At 64.1% G+C, this 21,739-nt stretch carries 18 protein-coding genes; 6 read left to right on the top strand and 12 right to left on the bottom strand.

The features are described from left to right. The first annotated feature begins 56 nt into the window (after positions 1–56). Together NKJ72_RS06985 and olsB are read left to right on the top strand one after the other, a co-directional pair. Complete coding sequence (locus NKJ72_RS06985) at positions 57–2,345, top strand: PAS domain-containing hybrid sensor histidine kinase/response regulator (protein ID WP_352476398.1); 2,289 nt, start codon at positions 57–59, stop codon at positions 2,343–2,345. Between the two features lie 149 nt (positions 2,346–2,494). Further along, positions 2,495–3,370: a l-ornithine N(alpha)-acyltransferase gene (olsB, locus tag NKJ72_RS06980; RefSeq protein ID WP_023675251.1), complete on the top strand. Its 876-nt coding sequence runs from the start codon at positions 2,495–2,497 to the stop codon at positions 3,368–3,370. 95 nt (positions 3,371–3,465) lie between these two features. Here olsB and grpE read toward each other — a convergent pair whose 3' ends face one another. Then, a complete protein-coding gene (gene grpE, locus NKJ72_RS06975; RefSeq protein WP_352476397.1) occupies positions 3,466–4,101 on the bottom strand; it encodes a nucleotide exchange factor GrpE in 636 nt (211 codons plus the stop codon). 238 nt (positions 4,102–4,339) lie between these two features. Between grpE and NKJ72_RS06970 the strand changes: the two genes are divergently transcribed. Together NKJ72_RS06970 and NKJ72_RS06965 are read left to right on the top strand one after the other, a co-directional pair. Further along, on the top strand, positions 4,340–4,540 hold the full coding sequence (locus tag NKJ72_RS06970) for a hypothetical protein (RefSeq protein ID WP_254816803.1): 201 nt from the start codon (positions 4,340–4,342) through the stop codon (positions 4,538–4,540). A 125-nt stretch (positions 4,541–4,665) separates the two neighbouring features. Beyond that, entirely contained in the window at positions 4,666–5,688 is a 1,023-nt protein-coding gene (locus NKJ72_RS06965; RefSeq protein WP_254816802.1) for a fatty acid desaturase, read from the top strand. A gap of 149 nt (positions 5,689–5,837) precedes the next feature. Here the strand turns inward: NKJ72_RS06965 and NKJ72_RS06960 are convergent, their stop codons facing one another. The 6 genes from NKJ72_RS06960 to cysG form a co-directional block, all read right to left on the bottom strand. After that, positions 5,838–6,458 carry a DJ-1/PfpI family protein gene (locus tag NKJ72_RS06960; protein ID WP_352476396.1) on the bottom strand — a complete coding sequence of 207 codons (621 nt, stop codon included), beginning with the start codon at positions 6,456–6,458 and terminating at the stop codon, positions 5,838–5,840. A 136-nt stretch (positions 6,459–6,594) separates the two neighbouring features. Continuing rightward, positions 6,595–7,131 carry a DUF934 domain-containing protein gene (locus NKJ72_RS06955; protein ID WP_352476395.1) on the bottom strand — a complete coding sequence of 179 codons (537 nt, stop codon included), beginning with the start codon at positions 7,129–7,131 and terminating at the stop codon, positions 6,595–6,597. Between the two features lie 208 nt (positions 7,132–7,339). Then, on the bottom strand, positions 7,340–8,104 hold the full coding sequence (locus tag NKJ72_RS06950) for a phosphoadenylyl-sulfate reductase (protein WP_352476394.1): 765 nt from the start codon (positions 8,102–8,104) through the stop codon (positions 7,340–7,342). Then, the gene (locus NKJ72_RS06945; protein ID WP_352476393.1) at positions 8,079–9,749 is read right to left on the bottom strand and encodes a nitrite/sulfite reductase; all 1,671 of its coding nucleotides are present in this window, start codon (positions 9,747–9,749) and stop codon (positions 8,079–8,081) included. The genes NKJ72_RS06950 and NKJ72_RS06945 overlap by 26 nt, the downstream gene beginning before the upstream one ends. Before the next feature lie 73 nt (positions 9,750–9,822). Further along, complete coding sequence (locus NKJ72_RS06940; RefSeq protein ID WP_352476392.1) at positions 9,823–10,128, bottom strand: DUF2849 domain-containing protein; 306 nt, start codon at positions 10,126–10,128, stop codon at positions 9,823–9,825. After that, a complete protein-coding gene (gene cysG, locus NKJ72_RS06935) occupies positions 10,125–11,576 on the bottom strand; it encodes a siroheme synthase CysG (RefSeq protein ID WP_352476391.1) in 1,452 nt (483 codons plus the stop codon). Before cysG ends, NKJ72_RS06940 begins: the two co-directional genes overlap by 4 nt. Before the next feature lie 428 nt (positions 11,577–12,004). On the opposite strand from cysG, the gene NKJ72_RS06930 reads away from it, so the two are divergent. Further along, positions 12,005–12,454, top strand: coding sequence for a baeRF12 domain-containing protein (locus NKJ72_RS06930; RefSeq protein WP_254816796.1), 450 nt, complete (start codon positions 12,005–12,007; stop codon positions 12,452–12,454). A gap of 124 nt (positions 12,455–12,578) precedes the next feature. Here NKJ72_RS06930 and NKJ72_RS06925 read toward each other — a convergent pair whose 3' ends face one another. The 5 genes from NKJ72_RS06925 to NKJ72_RS06905 all read right to left on the bottom strand — a co-directional run bounded on the left by NKJ72_RS06925 (position 12,579) and on the right by NKJ72_RS06905 (position 18,341). Then, positions 12,579–13,331 carry an SDR family NAD(P)-dependent oxidoreductase gene (locus tag NKJ72_RS06925; RefSeq protein WP_254816795.1) on the bottom strand — a complete coding sequence of 251 codons (753 nt, stop codon included), beginning with the start codon at positions 13,329–13,331 and terminating at the stop codon, positions 12,579–12,581. A gap of 61 nt (positions 13,332–13,392) precedes the next feature. After that, entirely contained in the window at positions 13,393–15,645 is a 2,253-nt protein-coding gene (locus NKJ72_RS06920) for a transglycosylase domain-containing protein (RefSeq protein ID WP_352476390.1), read from the bottom strand. Between the two features lie 291 nt (positions 15,646–15,936). Next, positions 15,937–16,188 carry a hypothetical protein gene (locus tag NKJ72_RS06915; protein ID WP_352448348.1) on the bottom strand — a complete coding sequence of 84 codons (252 nt, stop codon included), beginning with the start codon at positions 16,186–16,188 and terminating at the stop codon, positions 15,937–15,939. Between the two features lie 43 nt (positions 16,189–16,231). Beyond that, complete coding sequence (locus NKJ72_RS06910; RefSeq protein ID WP_023675237.1) at positions 16,232–16,852, bottom strand: ribonuclease D; 621 nt, start codon at positions 16,850–16,852, stop codon at positions 16,232–16,234. A 103-nt stretch (positions 16,853–16,955) separates the two neighbouring features. Beyond that, complete coding sequence (locus tag NKJ72_RS06905) at positions 16,956–18,341, bottom strand: M20/M25/M40 family metallo-hydrolase (protein WP_352476389.1); 1,386 nt, start codon at positions 18,339–18,341, stop codon at positions 16,956–16,958. Positions 18,342–18,783: 442 nt separating this feature from the next. Between NKJ72_RS06905 and polA the strand changes: the two genes are divergently transcribed. Next, positions 18,784–21,732 carry a DNA polymerase I gene (polA, locus tag NKJ72_RS06900; RefSeq protein WP_352476388.1) on the top strand — a complete coding sequence of 983 codons (2,949 nt, stop codon included), beginning with the start codon at positions 18,784–18,786 and terminating at the stop codon, positions 21,730–21,732. Positions 21,733–21,739: the final 7 nt, after the last annotated feature.

Below are 21,739 nucleotides of genomic sequence, written 5' to 3'. Positions count from 1 at the left end.
AAAATTCGAACGATCAATCACAACCTTCGATAAGCTCTGTCTGGCAGGAGTTCCGTATGATTGCGGAACCCGGCATCAGAGCGGCGGAACCAGCCGAACGGGCCGACGGGCCGGCCCCCGAGGCGCCAGCACGGCAGCTTGTCGCCGCGCCACCGCTGGCGCCGGAATTACCCGACGCCAACCGCGAAGGCCTGTCCTTCCTGACGCTGGTCGCCATCGTCGTGCTGGCGGGCCTGTCGCATTTGACCGGAGCGCCGATCTTCATCACCATCGGCCTTTTGGCGACAGCCATGGCCGGGCTCGCCATGCATCTGCGCAACAGGCGCACCGAGCGCCGCGCGGTGGCCCTGCTCGATGCCACCACCGCCCGCAGCCGCGCCGAAATCGAGACGCTGGCCGACCGCATGTGGGAGATGCGGGAGAGCGAGGAGCGCTTTCGCGGTCTGATCGATGCACTCGGCGATCTCGTCGTCCACCGCGACCGCGACGGCCACATCGTCTACGCCAACAAGGTTTTCGCCGACCTTGTCGAAACCGACCAGCGCGAGTTGGCCGGCAAGACCCTGGCCGAACTAGGCATCGATGTCGGAATCGTCCCCGACGCCGCCTTTTCCGACCATGAATGCCTGAGTTCCACCGACGTCGCCATTCGCACGCCGGACGGTCCACGCTGGTTCTCTTGGATCGAGCTGTCGGTGCGCGACAAGGACAGCGGCGCCGTTTCGCATCGCGCCATCGCCCGCGACATCACCGCCCGCAAGCGCGCCGAATCCTCGCTGATCACCGCCCGCGAGCGGGCCGAATATGCGAGCCAGGCCAAATCGCGTTTCCTCGCCACCGTCAGCCACGAGATCCGCACGCCGATGAACGGCATCATGGGCATGGCCCGGCTTCTCGCCGACACTAGCCTTTCGCCCGAGCAGCGGACCTATGTCGGCGCCATCTCGACCTCGGCCAGCGCGCTGCTGGCGCTGATCGAGGACCTGCTCGACTACTCCAAGATCGAGGCCGGCCGCTTCGACCCCGAACCGCAGCCGATGTCGGTGCGTGAGATCGCCGACAATGTCGTCGAGCTTTTGGCGGCGCGGGCTTTTGCCAAGGATATCGGCCTCGGCTGTCATGTCGAACCCGACGTGCCGCAGCTGATCACCGCCGACCCCGGCAGGGTCAGGCAGGTGCTGCTCAACCTCATCGGCAACGCCGTCAAGTTCACCGACAGCGGCGGCGTCCTGGCAAGCATCGCCCGCGTCCGCACCGAAACCACCGACCGCATCCGCTTCACCATCACCGACACCGGCCCCGGTCTGCGCGAGGAGGACATGGAGCGTATCTTCGAGGACTTTGAACAGGCTGACGGCACCTCGACCCGTGCGCATGGCGGTGCCGGCCTCGGTCTTGCCATTTCCAAGCGCCTGGTGACCGCCATGGGCGGCACCATCTCTGTTTCGAGCCGCCTTGGCCAGGGATCTGAATTCGTCTTCGAGATTCCCGCTATTTCCGCCGTCGAGGCGCCGCAGATCCGCGAGAACCCGCTGTCGGGCCGGCATGCGGTGATCGTGTCGAAGAACCCGGTCGAGGCCGAAGCCATCGCCCGCACCATTCGCGCCAATGGCGGCACGGTCGATCTGGCCACCGCCGCCGCCCAGGCCACCGCTTTCGCCGAGGGCTGTGACGTGCTGCTGATCGATGCTGCCATGGAGCAAAGCGACGGCAGGCTGCTCAGGCGCCTGCGCCAGAGCGGATTTGCCGAGTGCGAGGCAGTGACGCTGATCGCGCCGACCGACCGCGGCATGCTTGGCGAGTTCCGTGCCAATGGTTACGCCACCTTCCTGGCGAGGCCGGTGCGCGGCGAGACACTGCTGCGCGTGCTTTTGACCAGCCATGCACCGGTCATCGCCGAGCCGCAACTGCAAAGGCGCGGCGCGCAGGCCGGGCATGCCATTGGCGCCCGCCAGCAGGGCCTGTCGGTGCTGATCGCCGAGGACAACGACATCAATGCCATGCTGGCCCGCGCCACGCTGCTGAAGGCCGGGCATCGCGTGAAAGTGGTCGGCAACGGCAAGGCCGCGGTCGAGGCGGTCATCAGCACCGGCCACAAGCACCGCTACGACGTGGTGCTGATGGACTTGCACATGCCTGTCATGGACGGCCTGGACGCCATCGCCGCCATCCGCCGCCATGAGGAGGAGACCGCGGTGCCGCCGGTGCCGATCATGGTGCTGTCGGCCGACAGCCAGGAAAAGACCCGCCATGCCGTGCTCGCTCACGGTGCCAGCGGCTTCGTCACCAAGCCGCTCGACCCCGATGCCCTGGTTCATGCCGTCGAGGGGCAAGTGGCCGCCTGAGGCACAACATAGACGGTTGATAGATTACCCAGCCGACGAAGTATTGCCCGCAGAGCCGTATCACGGTACTGTCACAATCCTGTTGCACCTACACCGTATCCCCGTGCCAAGAGGGATGGCTCGAAGGAGAATCACTCGTGCATACAGTCATGCCGGAATGTGATGCTCGGCCGAACGCCAGCGGGCCTTTGCTCGTCGGCCGGAACGCCGATGCCGTCATAAAAGGCGCATCGCTCGGCCGCATCGGCAATCTCGAAGTGCGGCTCGCCCGCAACGAGGCCGAGATCGCTGCCGCGCAGGAAGTGCGCTACCGGGTGTTCTACGACGAGCTTGGTGCCAGGAAGGACCTGTTCCAGATGCAGGACCGCCGCGATGCCGATCGCTTCGATCCCCTCTGCGATCATCTGCTTGTGTTCGATACTTCGCTTTCCGGCCCCGAGCATCGCCGCATCGTCGGCACCTACCGCCTGCTGCGGCAGGAGATTGCCGCGGCGGCCGGCGGCTTCTATTCCGAAGGCGAATTCGAGCTGACCAAGCTGATCGCGCGGCATCCCGGCCAGCGTTTCCTCGAGCTCGGCCGCTCCTGTGTTCTGCCGGAATACCGCTCGAAGCGCACCATCGAGGCGCTGTGGCAAGGCATCTGGGCCTATATCAACCATTACGGCATCGGCGTGATGACCGGATGCGCGTCGTTCCACGGCACCGTGCCGGCGGCACATGCGGAGGCGCTGACCTATCTTGCCCACCACTGCCGGACGAATTCATCCTGGGACGTGCGCGCCGTCGCCGGGCGCTATTGTTCCATGGACCTGATGCCGATCGAGGCCGTCAACACCAAGGCGGCGATCGCCGCGATGCCGCCGCTGGTCAAGGGCTATCTGCGCGTCGGCGCGCGCATCGGCGACGGCTGCGTCATCGACCGTGAATTCTCGACGGTCGACGTGTTCGTGGTGATGCCGGTCAAGGAGATCGGTGCCCGCTACGTCAATTATTATGGCGGAGAAGCGCAGCGGTTTGCTGCCTGAGTAGGGCAGTAGGGGAGAGAAGGTAACGGCCGGAGTAGGCAATTGCTCTACTTTATCCGACGTAGCGTTAATCCCTGATCCCCTACTCCCCTAACCTACGCATCCTTCTCAGCTTGCTCATTCACCGGCCCCGGCTCCACCGGCGCTTCGCTCGCCACATGCTTGGGGCCGCCCTTGGCGACGCCGACCATGGCCGGCCGCAGCACACGCTCGCCGATCGAATAGCCGGGCTGCACGACCTGCACGACCGTGTTGGCCGGTACGTCGGGATTGGGCACCTCGAACATCGCCTGGTGGAAATTCGGATCGAATTTCTCGCCCTCGGGCTCAAGCTTCTTCACGCCGTGACGTTCCAGCGCCGACAGCATGGCGCGCTCGGTGATCTCGACGCCGTCGATCAGCGCCTTGAAACCGGCATCGCCCGAAGCCTTGGCCTCCTCCGGGATGGCATCCAGAGCACGGCGCAGATTGTCTGACACTGAAAGCATGTCGCGGGCAAAGTTGGCAACCGCATAGGCACGCGCATCGTGGACGTCGCGGGCGGTGCGGCGGCGCAAATTCTCCATGTCGGCCGCGACGCGCAGCGCGCGATCCTTCAGCTCTTCGTTTTCCTTCAGAAGCCGCACAAGCGCTTCATAGTCGCTGTCGACGCCGCTTTCCCTTGGCTCCGCGGCAGCCTCGGTCTTCTCGGCTTCATCGGGCGCGCGTTCGTCTTTTGCCTGGTCGCTCATCGCCGTTTCCCGTCATTTTCGATGGTGTGGATTTGCGCCCGATATCGAGGTTTGGCGGCCAAAAATCAAGGGGCAAGCGCTACTGCAGCCGCTGCCGCGGCTGGAAGGCGAACAGCGGAGACTTTTCGATTTTAATTCAAACTTTACCGTATCCGACGGCTTTGCTTGCCAGGCTACTACAATGCGGGAACCATTTCTCTCCTGGAGGAGTTTCGAAGCCGACACAGGATTTTGGAAGATGTCCCGCACCAATGGCGAAAAGCACGACGCGCTCGCCGTCGATATCCGGCGCCAGCTCGGCAATGAGACCACCAAGCGCTTCCTGCGCACCCTGCCGGCATTCCGCACGGAGACGGATATTCCCGACCGCCTGAAGAAATTGCTCGACCGCCTGGATGGCATCGAAACCAACATGGTCGCAGGCGGGCGCCGTCGATAGGCGCCGTTGCCGGCGACGCGCCCGGCGACTGTGGCCGGAATTCGTCGCATCGCGCGACATTTACCCGCAGTAACTTTGCGTGATCTTCGTCTTGCGGCAGCGCCCTGCTCCGCCTATGTTTCATGATGAACATGATTTCCCCCGAAGCTGTGGCAAACAGCAAGCGCGCCTGGTTGAAAATCCTGTCGCGCTATAAAAAGCCCGACAGGCGTCGCAGCGCCGTCGAACTCGCCATCACCCTCATTCCCTTCGCCACGCTGTGGGCACTGTCTTCGGCCGCCTATGCCTATGGCCATTGGTGGGGTCTGGTCCTCATCCTTCCGGCAGCCGGCTTTCTGGTGCGGATCTTCATGATCCAGCACGATTGTGGCCACGGTTCCTTTTTTGCCAATCGCTATGCCGACGACTGGATCGGCCGTGTGCTTGGCGTGCTGACGCTGACGCCCTACGATTGCTGGCGCCGCGCCCACGCAACCCATCACGCCAGCGCAGGCAATCTCGACGAGCGCGGCACCGGCGACATCAAGACACTGACCGTCGCTGAATATCGGCAACTGTCGTGGCGGGGCCGGCTCGCCTATCGCCTCTATCGCCATCCGCTGGTGATGTTCGGCCTTGGCCCGATATGGATTTTCATGTTCGAGCAGAGACTGCCCTTGGGCATGATGCGGGGCGGTTTCACCCCCTGGGTGTCGTCGATGTCGACCAACCTCGCCATTGCGGTCATCGCCGCGCTGCTCATCTGGTTCGTTGGCCCCGGCGCGTTTCTGGTCGTGCATCTGCCGATCGTCATCCTCGCCGGATCGGCCGGCATCTGGCTGTTCTATGTCCAGCATCAGTTCGAGGAGACGGAGTGGACAAAGGACTCCGAGTGGGAATTCCAGCACGCTGCCCTGCACGGTTCGTCCTATTACGACCTGCCGCCGGTGCTGAACTGGATCACCGGCAATATCGGCGTCCACCACGTGCACCACCTTTCGGCCAAGGTGCCGTGCTACCGGCTTCCGGAAGTGCTGAGGGACTATCCGGAATTGCGTGAGATCGGCCGCGTCACGCTCCTCGACAGCCTGCGCTGCGTCAAGCTGGCGCTGTGGGACGAGACCCGCAGCAAGCTGGTATCGTTCCGCGAAGCGCGGATGGCCGTGTAGGCGCACCGCCGCACCTAAGGCGCGTCGCGCTCGACCAGCCTCATGCGACGCGCTCTAGGTTCTTGTTTATGCATGCCGTTATCACAAAACCGCTGAACACACTTTTGCGCGACATGCGTTAGGGGTGCGGCAGGCTCCAAATTCCGAGCTTAAGCCGCCTGGCGTTGGTCGCGCATCAGGATCTCGCCTTGGCGGATCTCGGTGCCCAGCACTTTCAGGCATTCGCGCATGAACGCGGCAAGGCCCGGCCAGCCCTTGGCCGACACCAGATTGCCGTCGACATGGGCGCCGGTCGGCGCAACATCGATATAGATGCCGCCGGCCAGCGTGACTTCCGGCTCGCAATATTGCAGTGCCGCGACTTCGCGGCCGCGCACCACGCCGTCGACTGCGATCAGGATCTGCACGCCGTGGCAGATGGTGAAGATCGGCTTTCCCGTCTCATGGAAATGCCGCACCAGCGCCTGCACGCGTTTGTCGATGCGGATATATTCCGGCCCGCGCCCGCCCGCCGCGTAGACGGCATCGTAGTCGGAGGGATTGACCTCGGAAAACGTCTTGTTGAGGATGTAGTCGTGGCCGAGCTTTTCCGTATAGGTCTGGTGGCCCTCGAAGTCGTGCAGCGAGGTCTTCAGGATATCGCCGGCCTTTTTGTCGGGGCAAACGACATGGACGGTATGGCCGACCGCATGCATGGCCTGTTCAAAGACGAAAATCTCGTACTCCTCGCTGAACTCGCCAACGAGCATCAATATCTTCTTGCCAGCCATACCCGGTTCCTCCCTTGTGGCCACATTTATTCTGATCGCGAAATAATGGGCCTATCCTAAGGCGGATAGGCGCAAAATAAAAGGCTGGAATCAGGATGTGGTCCGACCAGATAGGCTTCTGGCCCTCTGGAGGGGATCAGCCGGGGCGCACCCGCCGCCAGGAATATTTCGGGCCTTTGGGCTCCGGCTTCACCGCCGGCTGATAGAACAGCGGCAGTCCGCCTGTGCGGCCTTGCTCGAGCCGCTTCAGCAGCACCGGGTGCGAGATCTCGAATTCGTCGAAGCCGAGGCGCAGCATATGCGGCAGCTGGTCGATAAGCACCTGCCCGGTGGCGCGCATGGCGCCGGTGAAGTGGTAACGGCTGCGCAGCAATTCGCCCTTGGAGAAGGAGCGGCCGTCATTGAACGCAGGAAAGGCCAGCGCCACCAACGACAGCTGGTCGAGCAGGCCGGCGATCTTGTCGAGCTGGTCGCCGGGCTGCAGCAGCACGCCGATGCGTTCCTTCGCCGACCGCCGCACCTCCGGATCAAAGCCGAGAAACGCCTGCAACGGCAGGATGAAACGGCCATTGCCGCCCAGCGCCTCGGCGCTTTCGGCATGAACCCACTCGTCCTCTCGGAACCCATCCGGTGTCCACAGCCGCATGGCGTTTTCGGCTATCAAGTCGCTCATCAAGAAAATTCCCAAGTCCAAAGATTCTAAAGTGCAAAACACCTCAGGGTGCGTTGAGATTCAGGTCAGGCCGAGCCGGAGCCGAAGGCGGACGCGAAGCGACCAAAATGGTGGCTTCCAGGAACCGGAGCGGAGCGTACTCTTGGGTACGTGAGCACCGGAAGCGCAGGAATCCGCCGTTTGCAGGCCGGCTGAATATCAATCTACCCTAAAGTGAGGCGTCAGTCAGCGACCTTTCCAACCCCGACAAGTGGATGCCGCATTCGGTCTTGGCGTGCCCGGCCCAGCGGCCGCTGCGCGCGTCGTCGCCCGGTTGCACCGGCTGCGTGCATGGGAAGCAGCCGATCGACAGATAGCCATAGGCGACCAGCGGGTTTTCACGCAGCGCATGTGCGCGCATGTAGCCGGCCTGGTCCGATGTCGTCCAGTGCGCCAGCGGATTTATGCGGATGCGCGAGCCGACCGCCTCGAACACCGGGAGCGCTGCCCGGGTCGCCGCCTGGAAGCGCTTGCGGCCGGTGAACCAGGCGCGGAACGGCTCGACGCCGCGCGCCAGCGGCTCGACCTTGCGCACCTCGCAGCAGGCGTCGGTGTCGGTCTCGTTCAGATTGCCGGTCGGATCGATCCTTGCCAGCGCCGCATCGTCGGGCCTGATCACCCGGATATCGGTCAGCCCGAAATCGGCGGCCAGCGCGTCACGATAGCCGAGCGTCTCCTCGAAATGCTTGCCGGTGTCGAGAAAGATCACCGGCAGCGTGCGGTCGATCTCGGCGATCATGTGCAGCAGCACCGCCGAATCCGCGCCGAAGGACGAGACGGCGGCGATTTCGCCGTGAAAGAATTCCCGGGTTGACCACTCGATGATCTCCAGCGGCTTCAGATGGCCGTAGAGCGCGTCGAGACCCGCCGCTTGGGCGGCGATGCCGGCCTCGACGTCGACAATACGGTCAAGCGGCCTTGGCTTCGCCAGCATAGAGCGCCTCCTTGAACGGCGCAGGACCGACACGGCGGTAGGCGTCGATGAATCTTTCGTTTCTGTCCAGCCGAAGCCCGAGATAGGTCTCGACGATCTGCTCGATGGCATCGGTGATCTCTTCCGAACTGAAGCCGCGGCCGATGATCTCGCCGACCGAGGTGTTCTCGTCGGCCGAGCCGCCGAGCGTTACCTGGTAGAGCTCGGCGCCTTTCTTCTCGACCCCGAGGATGCCGATATGGCCGACATGGTGATGGCCGCAGGCATTGATGCAGCCGGAAATCTTCAGCTTCAATTCGCCGATCTCGCGCTGGCGCTCCAGTGAGGCGAAGCGCCGCGAGATTTCCTGCGCCACGGGAATCGAGCGCGCCGTCGCCAGCGCGCAATAATCGAGGCCGGGGCAGGAGATGATGTCGCTGATCAGGTTCGAATTGGCCGTCGCCAGCCCGATATCGACAAGCGCGTCATAGACCGCTTTGAGGTCGGCCCGCGCGACATGCGGCAGGATCAGGTTCTGCTCGTGGCTGACGCGCAGCTCGTCGAATGAATATTTTTCGGCAATGTCGGCGACCGCTTCCATCTGGCTGTCGGTGGCATCGCCCGGCGTCTCGCCGATGCCCTTGAGCGAGATGGTCACCGCCGCGTAGTCGGGATGGCGATGGGTGACCACATTCTGGTCCAGCCATTCGGAAAAGCTCTTGGAGTCGAGGCGGGCAAGCTTGACCGCCTCGTCGCCTTCCGGCCGGTCGACAAGCGGAGGCGGCGCGAAATAGGCATCGATGGCGCGGATGTCTTCTTCCGGCAGCCTCAGCTCGGCGTCCTTCAACTCCTGCCATTCGGCCTCGACCTGGCGGGTGATCTCCTCGACGCCGGTCTCATGGACCAGGATCTTGATGCGCGCCTTGAACTTGTTGTCGCGACGGCCGTAGAGGTTATAAACGCGCAGGATCGCCGTGCAGTAGGACAACAGATCCGCTTCGGGCAGGAAATCGCGGATCTTCTTGGCCACCATCGGCGTGCGGCCCTGGCCGCCGCCGACATAGACGGCGAAACCAAGCTCACCGGCGGCGTTCTTCTTCAGGTGCAGGCCGATGTCATGCGTCTGGATGGCGGCGCGGTCGCGCTCGGCGCCGGTCACCGCGATCTTGAATTTTCGCGGCAGGAACGAGAATTCCGGATGCACCGAGGACCATTGCCGCAGGATTTCGGCATAGGGACGCGGATCGGCAACCTCGTCGGCGGCGGCGCCGGCGAAGTGGTCGGCGGTGACGTTGCGAATGCAGTTGCCGCTGGTCTGGATGGCGTGCATCTCGACGCTTGCCAGATCGGCCAGGATCGCCGGGATGTCCGACAGCGCCGGCCAGTTGAACTGGATGTTCTGGCGCGTCGTGAAATGCCCAAAGCCCTTGTCGTATTTGCGGGCGATGTGGCCGAGCATGCGCAGCTGCTTGCTGTTCAGCGTGCCGTAGGGCACCGCGATGCGCAGCATATAGGCATGCAGCTGCAGATAGACGCCGTTCATCAGCCGCAGCGGCCGGAACTGGTCCTCGGTGATCTCGCCGGCAAGGCGCCGCGCGACCTGGTCGCTGAACTCGGCGACGCGGGCCTTGACGAAATCGTGGTCGAACTCATCGTAACGGTACATATTCAGGTCTTTCCGGGCGCGTCCGCCCGTTATTTTCTTCGTTCGAGCATGATCGGGATCATGCTTGTGTCATCTATGCCGCGCGTGCGGCTTGCAGACGGGCCTGCTTGCCCAGATCGTTGCGGGTGGTCGGGCCGGCGGCACGGATCTTTTCGCGCAACCGGACCGCTTCGACCGTTTCGTTGGCCACGGTCACGTCTATCAGGTTGACGTCGACCACTTCGTTGGCGGCGGAGGCCTTGGCGCCGATCGCCTCCAGCCGGTCCTCGGCCGCCTTGTCATGGGCGATGTCGGCATGGTCGATGGTCTCGGCCCAGCCGCCATTGGCGTACCAGACGGCTATGCCGTCGGCGAGGCGGTTCGCGGTCAGGACTTTCATTGGCTCACTCCATGCGCGGCAGACCGGAGCACGCTTTCCTGCCTGTGTGCCGCCAGCGGCTCGGACCGTTCGAAATTGGCGCCGGCGACCGCGTCGCCGATGATGGTCATCACCGGGCCGCTAAGGTCGGCGCGCGCCTCCAACGACGGCAGGTCGGCGAGTGTGCCGTGGAAACGGCGGCGGTTGGCAAGGCTGGCATTCTCGACCACGGCGACGGCCGTATCCGGCGACAGGCCGGCTTCGATCAGCCGGCCGGCGACCTCGGCGGCGACCGAGCGGCCCATATAGACGGCGACCGTCGCGCCGGAAATGGCGAGCTTTGCCCAGTCGGGCAGCGAATTGCCCTTGAGGTCATGGCCGGTGGTGAACACCATCGACGACGACACGCCGCGCAGCGTCAGCGGCAGTTCGAAATCGGCGGCGGCGGCAAAGGCTGCGGTGACGCCCGGAACCACTTCGTAGGCGACGCCGGCATCGCGAAGCGCCGCCATCTCCTCGCCGGCCCGGCCGAACACCAGCGGGTCGCCGGACTTCAGCCGCACGACGCGCTTGCCGGCGTGGCCAAGCTCGACCAGCAGCGCATTGATCTCGGCCTGGCTCTTGGAATGGCAGCCCTTGCGCTTGCCGACCGGCAGGCGCTCCGCATCGCGGCGGCCCATGGCGACGATCGCCTCCGGCACCAGCGCGTCATGGACGATCACGTCGGCTTCCATCAGCAGGCGATGGGCGCGCAGCGTCAAAAGGTCCTCGGCGCCTGGACCGGCGCCTACAAGCGCGATATGGCCCGATGCCGGTTCCTTCGAAAGCAGCAGGCCGACGGCCGCATCATGCGCCTGCGAAAGCTCGCCGGCCTCGACAGCGCGGGCTGGCGCGCCGCCAAAGAAATCGCTCCAGAAGCGGCGGCGGGCATTGCCCTTCGGCAGCAGTCTTTCGGCGGTATCGCGAAACGAGGCGGCGAGCGCTGCGAGCGGACCGAGCGACGGCGACAGCATGCGGTCGATGCGGCTGCGCAGCATCTGCGCCAGCACCGGGCCGGCACCTTCCGTGCCGATGGCAATGGCGACCGGCGCGCGGTTGACCAGCGCCGGCGTGAAGAAATCGCATAGCTCCGGCCGGTCGACGGCATTGACCGGAATGCCCAGCCGGCGCGCATCCCCGGCAACGCGGCGATCGAGCGCCTCGTCGCCGCTGGCGGCAAACACCATCACCGCACCGTTGAGATGTGCTGCATCATAGGCGCTGGCAATGTGGGCGGCCCCCGTCTCGGCGATAAAGGCCAGCAGCTCCGGGCTTGTTTCATCGCTGACGATGCGCAGCACAGCGCTCGACTGCGCGAGCAGCCGCGCCTTGGCCAGCGCTTCCTCTGCGCCGCCGACGATGGCTATGGCTTCGCCCTCGACCCGCATGAAGACGGGAAAGGCATTGAGCTTGGGCGTGGCTTGCGGCATGACGAGCGGAATCCTGGAACCGTTTGTCAGTTCTACGCGGGGGCGCGAAAAACCAGAAGGCACCCACTCGCGCATCGCTTCGTAGCAGGCAATCTCTTTTCTGCAAGCACGAAGGCCAAGAGAAAAATATTCCACATTCAAAGGCGGAGCAGATTGAAGCCGCTGTTGCAGCCCTTGATCCGCTGCCTTTTTAGCGGCCGGAGGAGCTAACCACAAACCAGATTTTTCTAAATTCTATCAATTTAGTAGATTAAGCCGCCGGATGCTGACCGAGCAATCGACGGCGGCCCCGCACTCTCGCCGACCTCTGTCGGAGCACCGGGTCCGAGTGCCGGAACATTCCCGCCTCGGTACGCGTTTGCCCTATGGACCCGGGCCGGTCACACCCCTGCAGCAAAGGCCCGGCGAAAATCAAAAAGGAGCGCCCCATGAGCAACGTCAGACTGAAACGCGGACTGTGGATCGTGGTGGCAGATGGCGAAAAGGCGCTGTTCCTCGAGAACCGTGGAGACGTCCAATATCCCGACCTTCAAGTCGTGCACGAGATGGAGCAGGAAAATCCGGCAACCCGAGAACAAGGCACGGACCGCCCCGGCCGCTACAGCGACGGCCCTTCCGTCCACCGCAGTGCGGTCGAGGACACCGACTGGCACCGTCTCGGCAAGGAGCGTTTTGCCGAAGAGATTGCCGACAGGCTCTACAAGCTCGCGCATCGCGGCACATTCAAGGAGATCGTGCTGATCGCGCCGCCGCCGGTGCTGGGCGACATGCGCAGGAAACTGCACAAGGAGGTCACCGACAAGCTAACGGCCGAAATTCCAAAGACGCTGACCAACCACAGCATACCCGATATCGAGAGCCTGCTGCAGGCGACCTGATCGGGCATCGGCGGCGTGCAATTTCCTTACTAATCCCAGGCTGGGGCAGGTCCTCCCGTGAAGGATAGGGAGAGGGGGTCGCCAGCGCTGGAGGGAGCGCCGACGATTGATAAAACTCAGCCGCTCAAACGTGCTGGCCGCCGTTGATGTGAATTTCCGAGCCGGTCACGTAGGACGCCTGCTGCGAGCACAGGAAGAAAATGATGTCGGCAACTTCCGCCGTGGTGCCCAGCCGCCTCAGCGGGATCGTCTCGACGATTTTTTCCGTGCCCGGCGACAGGATCGCCGTATCGATCTCGCCCGGCGCAATCGCATTGACGCGGATGCCGTGCGGGCCGAAATCATGCGCCATTTCGCGCGTCAGCGAGCCGAGCGCCGCCTTCGATGTCGCATAGGCGGTGCCGGCGAAAGGATGCACGCGGGTGCCGGCGATCGAGGTGACGTTGACGATCGAGCCCTTGGCCGATGCCAGTTCCTTGAACAGACCGCGCGCCAGCATGATCGGGGCGAAGAAATTGACCTGGAAGACGTCGCGCCAGACATGCATCGGCGTGTCGATCGAGTTCATGCGGCTGTTGCCGTCCTTGAGCTTCGGCGAGATACCGGCATTGTTGACCAGCGCGTGCAGCTGCCCGCCATGCGCCTCCAGCCGGTGGCGGATCTCGGATATGGCGATGCCGACATCCTCCTGGTCGGCGAGATCGACCTTGATGTGGTCTTCCGGGCCGGCCGGCCACGGGCAGTCCTCGGCAAATGCCTGGCGCGAGCAGGTGATGACGCGCCAGCCTTCGCGTGAAAAGCGCTTCACCGTGGCATGGCCGATGCCGCGGCTGGCGCCGGTCAGCACGATCGTCTTTCTGGTGTCGAGTTCAGCCATGTCGCTTGTCTCCAGGCGGACATGTAGCGGAACGCGGTCGCGGTTGCGAGGGGGATCAGCCTCAGCCGCCTGTCAGAATATCCAATATCGAGGTCTGCCGCTTCTTGACCGGTCCGCCGACTTCGCCGGGCGGCACCGGGTGCTTGATCGATGCGGTGGCGCTGTCGACGCCCGGCATGGCCAGGCCGCCGGCATCGACCGTCTCGGCAGGACGCACGGGACGCGAGGCCGGCTGGGTAGCTGCTGTTGGCGGCGCCGATTGGCCGACGGAAGCGACCGGCGCCGGCGGCGCCGTATCGGACGGTATCTCGTCCGGCACGATGGTGTCGGGCGGCGTCGACTTCCAGGTTCCAGGCAGCGGCCGCACCGGCACGCCCTCATGCGCGGCGACCATGAACTCGTGCCAGGCCTGCGCCGGTAGCGCGCCGCCGGTGACCTTCTTCATCGCGCTGCCGTCATCGTTGCCGAACCAGACGCCGGTGGTCAGATTGGCTGTATAGCCGATGAACCAGGCGTCGCGCGAATTCTGGCTGGTGCCGGTCTTGCCGGCCGCCGGCCAGGCGAACGCCGCCTTCCTGGCAGTGCCGATCTCGACCGTGCCGGTCATCATCGAGTTCATCATCCCCACGACATCGGGCTTGACGACGCGCGGCGCACCGCCGCCATTGTTTTCGTAGAGCACCTTGCCGTCGCTCGTCGTGACCCGGCGGATGAAATGGATGTCCGGCTTGTAACCGCCATTGGCGAAGGGAACATAGGCCGAGGTCAGTTCCAGCGGCGTCACTTCCGAGGTGCCCAGCGCGATCGAGGTGTTGGCGGTCAGCTCGGACTGAATGCCCATGCGGTGCGCCGCCTCGACCACCGCATTCGGCCCGACTTCCATGGTCAACTGCGCGGCCACCGAGTTCAGTGATTTTGCCAGCGCCGTCGCCAGCGTCACCTTGCCGAAATATTTGCCGCCGTAATTGTCGGGCGTCCAGTTGCCGATCTTGATCGGCGCGTCGTTGCGCACGCTGTCGGGCGTGCGGCCGGATTCCAGCGCCGCCATATAGACGAACGGCTTGAACGCCGAGCCCGGCTGCCGGCGCGCTTCCGAGGCGCGGTCGAACTGGCTGGTCGAATAGTCGTAACCGCCGACCATCGCGCGCACCGCGCCGGAATTGTCGATCGACACCAGCGCGCCCTGGCTGACATTGAGTTTTTTGCCGCTCTGGTCGATCAGCCGGCGGATCGATTGCTCGGCGAGCTTCTGCAGCGTCAGATCGACTGTTGTGTCGACGACGATATCGCGGCGCACGTCGCCGATCAGGTCGGGCAGTTCTTCCATGATGGTGTCGGCGACGTAGTTTTCCGAGCCGGTCCAGTAGGATGGCGCGCGTGTCGCCGGCGCGCTCATCGCCGTGGTCTGCTCCTTAGCGCTGATCTTGCCCTCGTCGCGCATCGCAGCGAGCACCAGCTGCGCGCGCTGCTCGGCCGCCTTCGGGTCGCGCGCTGGCGACAGCCGCGACGGCGCCTTGAGCAGGCCGGCGAGAAGTGCCGCCTCCGACAGCGTGACGTCACGCGCGCTCTTGCCGAAATAACGGCGCGAGGCTGCTTCGACACCATAGGCGCCAGAGCCGAAATAGACCCGGTTGAGGTACATTTCGAGGATCTGGTCCTTCGTATGCTTGTGCTCCAGCCAGAGCGCCAAGAGCACTTCCTGCACCTTGCGTTCCAGCGTGCGGTCCGGCGTCAGGAACAGGTTCTTGGCCAGCTGCTGGGTCAGCGTCGAGCCGCCCTGCGAAAAATGTCCGCCCAGCACATTGGTCACCATGGCCCGGGAAAGGCCGATCGGGTCGATGCCGAAATGCGAATAGAAGCGGCGGTCTTCGATGGCGATGACGGCCTCGGGAATATAGGGCGACATTTCGTGCAGGCCGACGGCCTCGCCGCCGCTCATGCCGCGATTGCCAAGCAGCTGACCGTCGACCGAGACGATCTTGATGTTGGGGGCGCGATCGGGAATGGCCCAGGTGGTGGCCGCCGGCATTTTCGCGCCGTAATAGACGACGATGCCGGCAGTGGCGATGCCGCCCCAGATGGCCAGCACGAAGCACCAGTAGAACAGCCGGCCAAGCACGCCGAACACGCCGCGCCGGCTTTTGCCGCGCCCGCCACGAGACGGCTTGGCCTTGGTCGATTTGCGCTTTGCAGCGGCTTTACGGTTGCTCGGCACGACGCGGTCCTCCTCGCTCACCGAAAAACCGGCCGAAGATCTCGCCCCCGGCGATGCCTCGAAGCTGGGCTCGATGCGGCTGTCTTTCCGGTTCGCCATGCGCTGTGCTGTCTTCCCGATGCCTATGGCGTTCGGGTTGAAGACTAGATGCGGCGATTTAAGGGCGGGTTAAGCCGGGAAAAATCGAAGTAAAGTGTATTCAACCGTTTGCGGAACAGGCGCGGCCCGCGACAGCGCCAAAGCCGGAAATGAAAAACCCGCCTCGGCGGACGGGTCCTTGGAGCCAATGAGCACCATAGCGAGATTAGTAGCATAGCTGCCGGCACAAAGCAAGAACAAAATATGCCTTGCCTCAGAATAATCACTTCAGTTCGGCGGTTGCGACAACCCTCAGTCGTCGGCGTCCGGATCGTCGGAGGCCGGCCGCCAGCTGATTGGCTCGATCTTCCTTTGCGTATGGCCGTCGGTATAGGCCCACCAGCCGGCATCGCTTTCGTCCCAGTCGCCGCCGGCCGCCTTCAGCCGGTCGAGCGAACGGTATTGCGCGATGCTCTCGTTCATCACGCCGTCGCTGTCCTGCCAGTAGACGGTGACCTTGGAACCGTCCTTGGGTGCCGTCTCGATTGGTTTTCGCGCAGCCATTTCAATTCCTCCCGGCCGACGGCGTTAAAGTGCCAGAAGGCCATTAGCTGTGGGCGAAGATGTCCTCTTCATCCCAGCCCATCAGGTCGAGTTTCGCACGCGTCGGCAGGAAGCGGAAGCAGGCATCGGCCTCCCTGGTCCGGTTGTCGCGCGCCAGACGCGCGCTCAGTACGTCGCGCAGTCGGTGCAGATAGAGCACGTCGGAGGCGGCATATTCGAGCTGCTCAGGCGACAGCGTCTCGGCTGCCCAGTCGGATGATTGCTGCGCCTTCGACAGGCCGACCCCGAGAAGCTCGAAGCAGATGTCCTTCAGCCCGTGCCGGTCGGTGTAGGTGCGCGTCAGCCGCGACGCGATCTTGGTGCAGAACACCGGCTCCGGCATGACGCCGAAGGCGTTGTAGAGCACGGCGAGATCGAAGCGGCCGTAATGAAAAAGCTTGGTGATGCTGCGGTTCTTGAGCAGGCTGACGAGGTTCGGCGCCTTCTTCTGGCCGGGCGCAATTTGGATGACGTCGGCCGAGCCGTCGCCCGGCGAGATCTGCACGACGCAGAGCCGGTCGCGATGCGGGTTCAGCCCTAGCGTCTCGGTATCGATGGCGACCGCCCCGACATCGTAATGCAGCAGGCCGGGCAGATCGTTTTTGTGGAAACGTATGTCGCTCATCGTCTTCTCCGGTCGCGGCCCCGTGCAGCGATGCGCGACGGACCGTGCCCGTCCTTGCCGCGATCCGGCGAAAAATCAACAAAAACTTGAGTCTGGCGCAATTTCAGCGTGTCAGCGCCTCGAGAATGCGCGCCCAGGAGCGCTGGCCCTTGTGGAAGGAGCTCATCTCGTACTTCTCGTTCGGCGAGTGGATGCGGTCATCGTCGAGGCCGAAACCGACCAGCAGCGATTCCATGCCGAGATAGGTCTGGAAATCGCCGACCACCGGGATCGAGCCGCCGCCGCCGGTTATTACCGCCGGCTTCGGCCATTCGTCCGACAGCGCCTGCTTGGCCTTGGCCAGGAAGGGCGAGTCGTAGGAAAGCTGGATTGCCGGCGAGCCGCCATGCGGATGAAATTCGACCGAGCAGTCCGCTGGCACGCGCTGCCTGGCAAATGCCTGGAAGGCGGCGCGGATTTTTTCCGGATCCTGTTTGTGGACCAGGCGGAAGGAGACTTTTGCCGAGGCTTGCGCGGCGATCACCGTCTTGAAGCCCTTGCCGGTATAGCCGCCGATAATGCCGTTGAACTCGGCCGTCGGTCGCGCCCAGGTGAGCTCGAGCACCGAGCGGCCCTTTTCGCCGGACGGAATCGACAGGCCAATCGGGCCGAGGAAGGTCTCGGCCGTCTCGCCGAGCGACAGCCACGACTGCAATATCTGCGACGGCGTTTCCTCGACGCCGTCATAAAAACCTGGAATGGTGACGTGACCATCGGCATCGTGGATGTCGGCCAGGATCTTTGCCAGGACGCGGATCGGATTGGCGGCCGCACCGCCATAGAGCCCGGAATGCAGGTCGCGGTCGGCGGCAGTCACCGTGATCTCCTCGCCGACCAGCCCGCGCAGCGAGACGCAGATCGACGGCGTATCACGGTCCCACATGCCGGTGTCGCAGACGAGCGCGAAATCGGCCTTGAGCTCATCCGCATTCGCCTCGAGAAACGGCTTCAGCGACGGCGATCCGGACTCCTCCTCGCCCTCGAACAGGATTGTGATTCGGCACGGCAATCCGCCATGCACCTGCTTCCACGCCCGGCAGGCCTCGACGAAGGTCATCAGCTGGCCCTTGTCGTCGGCCGCGCCGCGGCCGGTGATCACCTTGTGGCCGGGCCCGATCTCCTTGACCGCCGGCGCGAACGGGTCGCTTTCCCACAGCTCGATCGGATCGACCGGCTGGACGTCGTAATGGCCGTAAAACAACAGATGCGGCGCGCCCGCCGGCCCATCGTGATGCGCGACCACCATCGGATGCCCCGGCGTGTCGCGCAAGCTGGCGTCGAAGCCGATCAGCTTGAGCTCGGCGACCAGCCATTCGGCGGCCTTGCGGCAGTCGGCGGCGTAGTCCGGATCGGTGGAGATCGACTTGATGCCGAGCAGGCCGAACAGCCGTTCCAGGCTCTGGTCGAAGTTCTTGTCTAGGCGGTCGAGAACAGGGGAAACTGCGGACATCTGGCGGGCCTTTCGATTCTGGCGGCAAATCTAGAGCCCATGCGGCGAAACGGAAAGCCCGCGACCGTTGGGCCACAGCTTCCTGTCCAACGGCAAAAAAATGCCGCCGTGGTGGAGGGGAACCACGGCGGCCTTTACTCGAAACGATGCGGCAGCCCGGAGAGGGGGGATAGGCTGCCGCAAGTGTCCGGGATAGGCGGGGGACGGGCCTTGCTCCGGACTTCAGCGAAAACTGCCGATGCGTTTTATCTGTGTCTGCGAACGTGGCGATTCAAGGGCACAAAAATTACACTTTTGTAACATAGGCGTGAGCGAACAAAGCTGCGGCCAAGCGCCAGGGCCGGCCAAGCTCGCACGCCATTTGTCAGGGTGTTGCCGGAACCCTTGGCGCAAGCCGCCTTTGGCATGGACCGCGGCGCTGCGCCGCGCTATCCCTCGTGCCATGAAAAAAGGCGATCATCTCTTCCTTGTCGACGGCTCCGGCTACATCTTCCGTGCCTATCACGCGCTGCCGCCGCTGTCCCGCAAGTCCGACGGGCTGCCGACCAGTGCCGTGCTCGGCTTCTGCAACATGGTCTGGAAGCTGACGCAGGACGCCCGCAACACCGATGTCGGCATCGTGCCGACGCATTTCGCCGTGATTTTCGACTATTCGTCGAAGACCTTCCGCAACGACCTCTACCCCGAATACAAGGCCAACCGCTCGGCGCCGCCGGAAGATTTGATCCCGCAATTCGGCCTGATCCGCCAGGCGACCAGGGCCTTCAACCTGCCATGCCTTGAGACGGAAGGCTACGAGGCCGACGATTTGATCGCCACCTATTGCCGGCTTGCCGGCGAAGCCGGCGCCGACACCACCATCATCTCCTCTGACAAGGACCTGATGCAACTGGTCGGCCCAACGGTTGCCATGTACGACCCGATGAAGGACCGCCAGATAGGCGTTTCCGAGGTGATCGAGAAATGGGGCGTGCCGCCGGAGAAGATGATCGACCTGCAGGCACTGACCGGCGATTCGGTCGACAATGTGCCCGGCGTGCCCGGCATCGGGCCGAAGACGGCGGCGCAATTGCTCGAACAGTTCGGCGACCTCGACACGCTGCTTGCCCGCGCCGGCGAGATCAAGCAGGACAAGCGGCGCGAATCGATCATCGCCAATGCCGACAAGGCGCGCATTTCGCGTGACCTGGTGAGGTTGAAGAACGACGTGCCGGTGACCGAAGGGCTTGACGAGTTCGTGTTGCATGCGCCGGACGGCCCCAGGCTGATCGGCTTTCTCAAGACCATGGAATTCTCGACGCTGACCCGCCGCGTGGCCGAAGCGACCGGAACCGACGCGGGCGATGTTCCAGCCACTCCCGTCACCATAGAGCGTGCCGATACCGCGCATGGCCCCGATATGGGTTTTGGCCTGCCCGCCGCCGCCGAGAGCGCGCCGCCGCCGGACGAAGCGGCGCTCGAAGCCCCGGCTGCAGCCAAGCAAGGCGACACCCCATCCCTGCTTTCGGCGCTTCGCCTGGAGGCTGCCACCACCCGCAAGATCGACACCAGCGCCTACGCCTGCATCCGCGATGCCGCGACGCTGAAGGTCTGGATCGCCGAGGCGATGGAGAGAGGCATCGTCGCCTTCGACGTTAAGGCCTCCTCGCCCGATCCGATGCGGGCCGAACTGATCGGCCTTGCCATGGCCGTCGCGCCTGGCCATGCCGCCTATGTGCCGCTTGCCCATAAAAACGGCAATGGCGACCTGCTCGGCGGCGGCGCGGTCGAAAACCAGGTCCCGGTCCGCGACGCGCTGGCGTTGCTCAAGCCGCTGCTCGAGGACAAATCCGTCCTCAAGATCGTGCACGACATGAAATACCGCCTAGTCATCATGAGCCGTCACGGCATCGAGATCGGCCCCTATGACGACACCATGCTGATCTCCTACGTGCTCGAGGCCGGCACCCACGGTGGCCACGGCCTGGAGGCGCTGGCCGATAAATGGCTCGGCCACGCGACCATTCCGCTGAAGGAATTGGCCGGTTCGGGAAGAAGCTTCGTCGGCCTCGATCAGGCCGACCTCGGCAAGGCGACGGCTTACGGCGCCGAGCACGCCGACGTCGCGCTCAGGCTCTGGCAGGTGCTGAAGCCACGGCTTGCCGCCAAGGGCCTGGTCTCGGTCTATGAACGGCTGGAACGGCCGCTGGTGCCGGTCTTGGCGCGGATGGAACAGCGCGGCATCTCCGTCGACCGGCAGATTCTGTCGCGGCTCTCCGGCGAACTGGCACAGGGTGCCGCACGGCTCGAGGACGAAATCTACCAGCTGGTCGGCGAACGCATCAACATCGGCTCGCCAAAACAGCTCGGCGACATCCTGTTCGGCAGGATGGGCCTGCCCGGCGGTTCTAAAACCAAGACCGGCCAGTGGTCGACCTCGGCGCAGCTTCTCGAAGACCTCGCCGCCGAAGGCCATGAATTGCCGCGCAAGATCGTCGACTGGCGCCAGCTGACCAAGCTGAAATCGACCTATACCGATGCGCTGCCCGGCTTCATCCATCCCGACACCAAGCGCGTCCACACCTCCTACGCGCTTGCCGCGACGACGACCGGGCGGCTTTCGTCCTCGGATCCCAATCTGCAGAACATTCCGGTGCGCACCGTCGAGGGCCGAAAGATCAGGACGGCCTTCATTGCCGAAAAGGGCAACAAGCTGGTTTCCGCCGACTACAGCCAGATCGAGCTGCGCGTGCTCGCCCACGTCGCCGAAATCCCGCAGCTCAAGCAGGCCTTCGCCGACGGCGCCGACATCCACGCGATCACCGCGTCTGAAATGTTCAACGTGCCGGTCGAGGGCATGCCTTCGGAAGTGCGCCGCCGTGCCAAGGCGATCAATTTCGGCATCATCTACGGCATTTCCGCTTTTGGCCTCGCCAACCAGCTGTCGATCGCGCGCGAGGAAGCCGGCGACTACATCAAGAAATATTTCGAGCGTTTCCCCGGCATCCGCGACTATATCGATGCGACCAAGGCCTATGCCCGCGAGCACGGCTATGTCGAAACCATTTTCGGCCGCCGCATCCACTATCCGGAAATCAGATCGTCAAATCCTTCGGTCCGTGCCTTCAACGAGCGCGCCTCGATCAACGCCCGCCTGCAGGGCACCGCGGCCGACATCATCCGCCGCGCCATGATCCGCATGGACGATGCCCTGGACAAAGCCAGGCTTTCCGCCCGCATGCTGCTGCAGGTGCATGACGAGCTGGTCTTCGAGACCGTCGAAGCCGAGGTCGAGGCGACGATCCCGGTCGTCTGCCACGTCATGGAGAACGCCGCCATGCCGGCGGTGTCGATGTCGGTGCCGCTGCACGTCGACGCCCGCGCCGCCGACAACTGGGAAGAGGCGCATTAGCGTGCGG

Source organism: Mesorhizobium sp. M0045, assembly GCF_040323385.1.
GTDB lineage: Bacteria > Pseudomonadota > Alphaproteobacteria > Rhizobiales > Rhizobiaceae > Mesorhizobium.
The sequence above is the reverse complement of the archived record's forward strand: the minus strand, read 5'-3'. Positions and strand labels throughout refer to the sequence as shown.

What these genes read in the sequence shown, in the direction of transcription:
- NKJ72_RS06985 (WP_352476398.1), top strand. Translation starts at nt 57, where the DNA reads ATGATTGCGGAACCCGGCATCAGAGCGGCGGAACCAGCCGAACGGGCC.
- olsB (WP_023675251.1), top strand. Translation starts at nt 2,495, where the DNA reads ATGCCGGAATGTGATGCTCGGCCGAACGCCAGCGGGCCTTTGCTCGTC.
- grpE (WP_352476397.1), bottom strand. Translation starts at nt 4,101, where the DNA reads ATGAGCGACCAGGCAAAAGACGAACGCGCGCCCGATGAAGCCGAGAAG.
- NKJ72_RS06970 (WP_254816803.1), top strand. Translation starts at nt 4,340, where the DNA reads ATGTCCCGCACCAATGGCGAAAAGCACGACGCGCTCGCCGTCGATATC.
- NKJ72_RS06965 (WP_254816802.1), top strand. Translation starts at nt 4,666, where the DNA reads ATGAACATGATTTCCCCCGAAGCTGTGGCAAACAGCAAGCGCGCCTGG.
- NKJ72_RS06960 (WP_352476396.1), bottom strand. Translation starts at nt 6,458, where the DNA reads ATGGCTGGCAAGAAGATATTGATGCTCGTTGGCGAGTTCAGCGAGGAG.
- NKJ72_RS06955 (WP_352476395.1), bottom strand. Translation starts at nt 7,131, where the DNA reads ATGAGCGACTTGATAGCCGAAAACGCCATGCGGCTGTGGACACCGGAT.
- NKJ72_RS06950 (WP_352476394.1), bottom strand. Translation starts at nt 8,104, where the DNA reads ATGCTGGCGAAGCCAAGGCCGCTTGACCGTATTGTCGACGTCGAGGCC.
- NKJ72_RS06945 (WP_352476393.1), bottom strand. Translation starts at nt 9,749, where the DNA reads ATGTACCGTTACGATGAGTTCGACCACGATTTCGTCAAGGCCCGCGTC.
- NKJ72_RS06940 (WP_352476392.1), bottom strand. Translation starts at nt 10,128, where the DNA reads ATGAAAGTCCTGACCGCGAACCGCCTCGCCGACGGCATAGCCGTCTGG.
- cysG (WP_352476391.1), bottom strand. Translation starts at nt 11,576, where the DNA reads ATGCCGCAAGCCACGCCCAAGCTCAATGCCTTTCCCGTCTTCATGCGG.
- NKJ72_RS06930 (WP_254816796.1), top strand. Translation starts at nt 12,005, where the DNA reads ATGAGCAACGTCAGACTGAAACGCGGACTGTGGATCGTGGTGGCAGAT.
- NKJ72_RS06925 (WP_254816795.1), bottom strand. Translation starts at nt 13,331, where the DNA reads ATGGCTGAACTCGACACCAGAAAGACGATCGTGCTGACCGGCGCCAGC.
- NKJ72_RS06920 (WP_352476390.1), bottom strand. Translation starts at nt 15,645, where the DNA reads ATGGCGAACCGGAAAGACAGCCGCATCGAGCCCAGCTTCGAGGCATCG.
- NKJ72_RS06915 (WP_352448348.1), bottom strand. Translation starts at nt 16,188, where the DNA reads ATGGCTGCGCGAAAACCAATCGAGACGGCACCCAAGGACGGTTCCAAG.
- NKJ72_RS06910 (WP_023675237.1), bottom strand. Translation starts at nt 16,852, where the DNA reads ATGAGCGACATACGTTTCCACAAAAACGATCTGCCCGGCCTGCTGCAT.
- NKJ72_RS06905 (WP_352476389.1), bottom strand. Translation starts at nt 18,341, where the DNA reads ATGTCCGCAGTTTCCCCTGTTCTCGACCGCCTAGACAAGAACTTCGAC.
- polA (WP_352476388.1), top strand. Translation starts at nt 18,784, where the DNA reads ATGAAAAAAGGCGATCATCTCTTCCTTGTCGACGGCTCCGGCTACATC.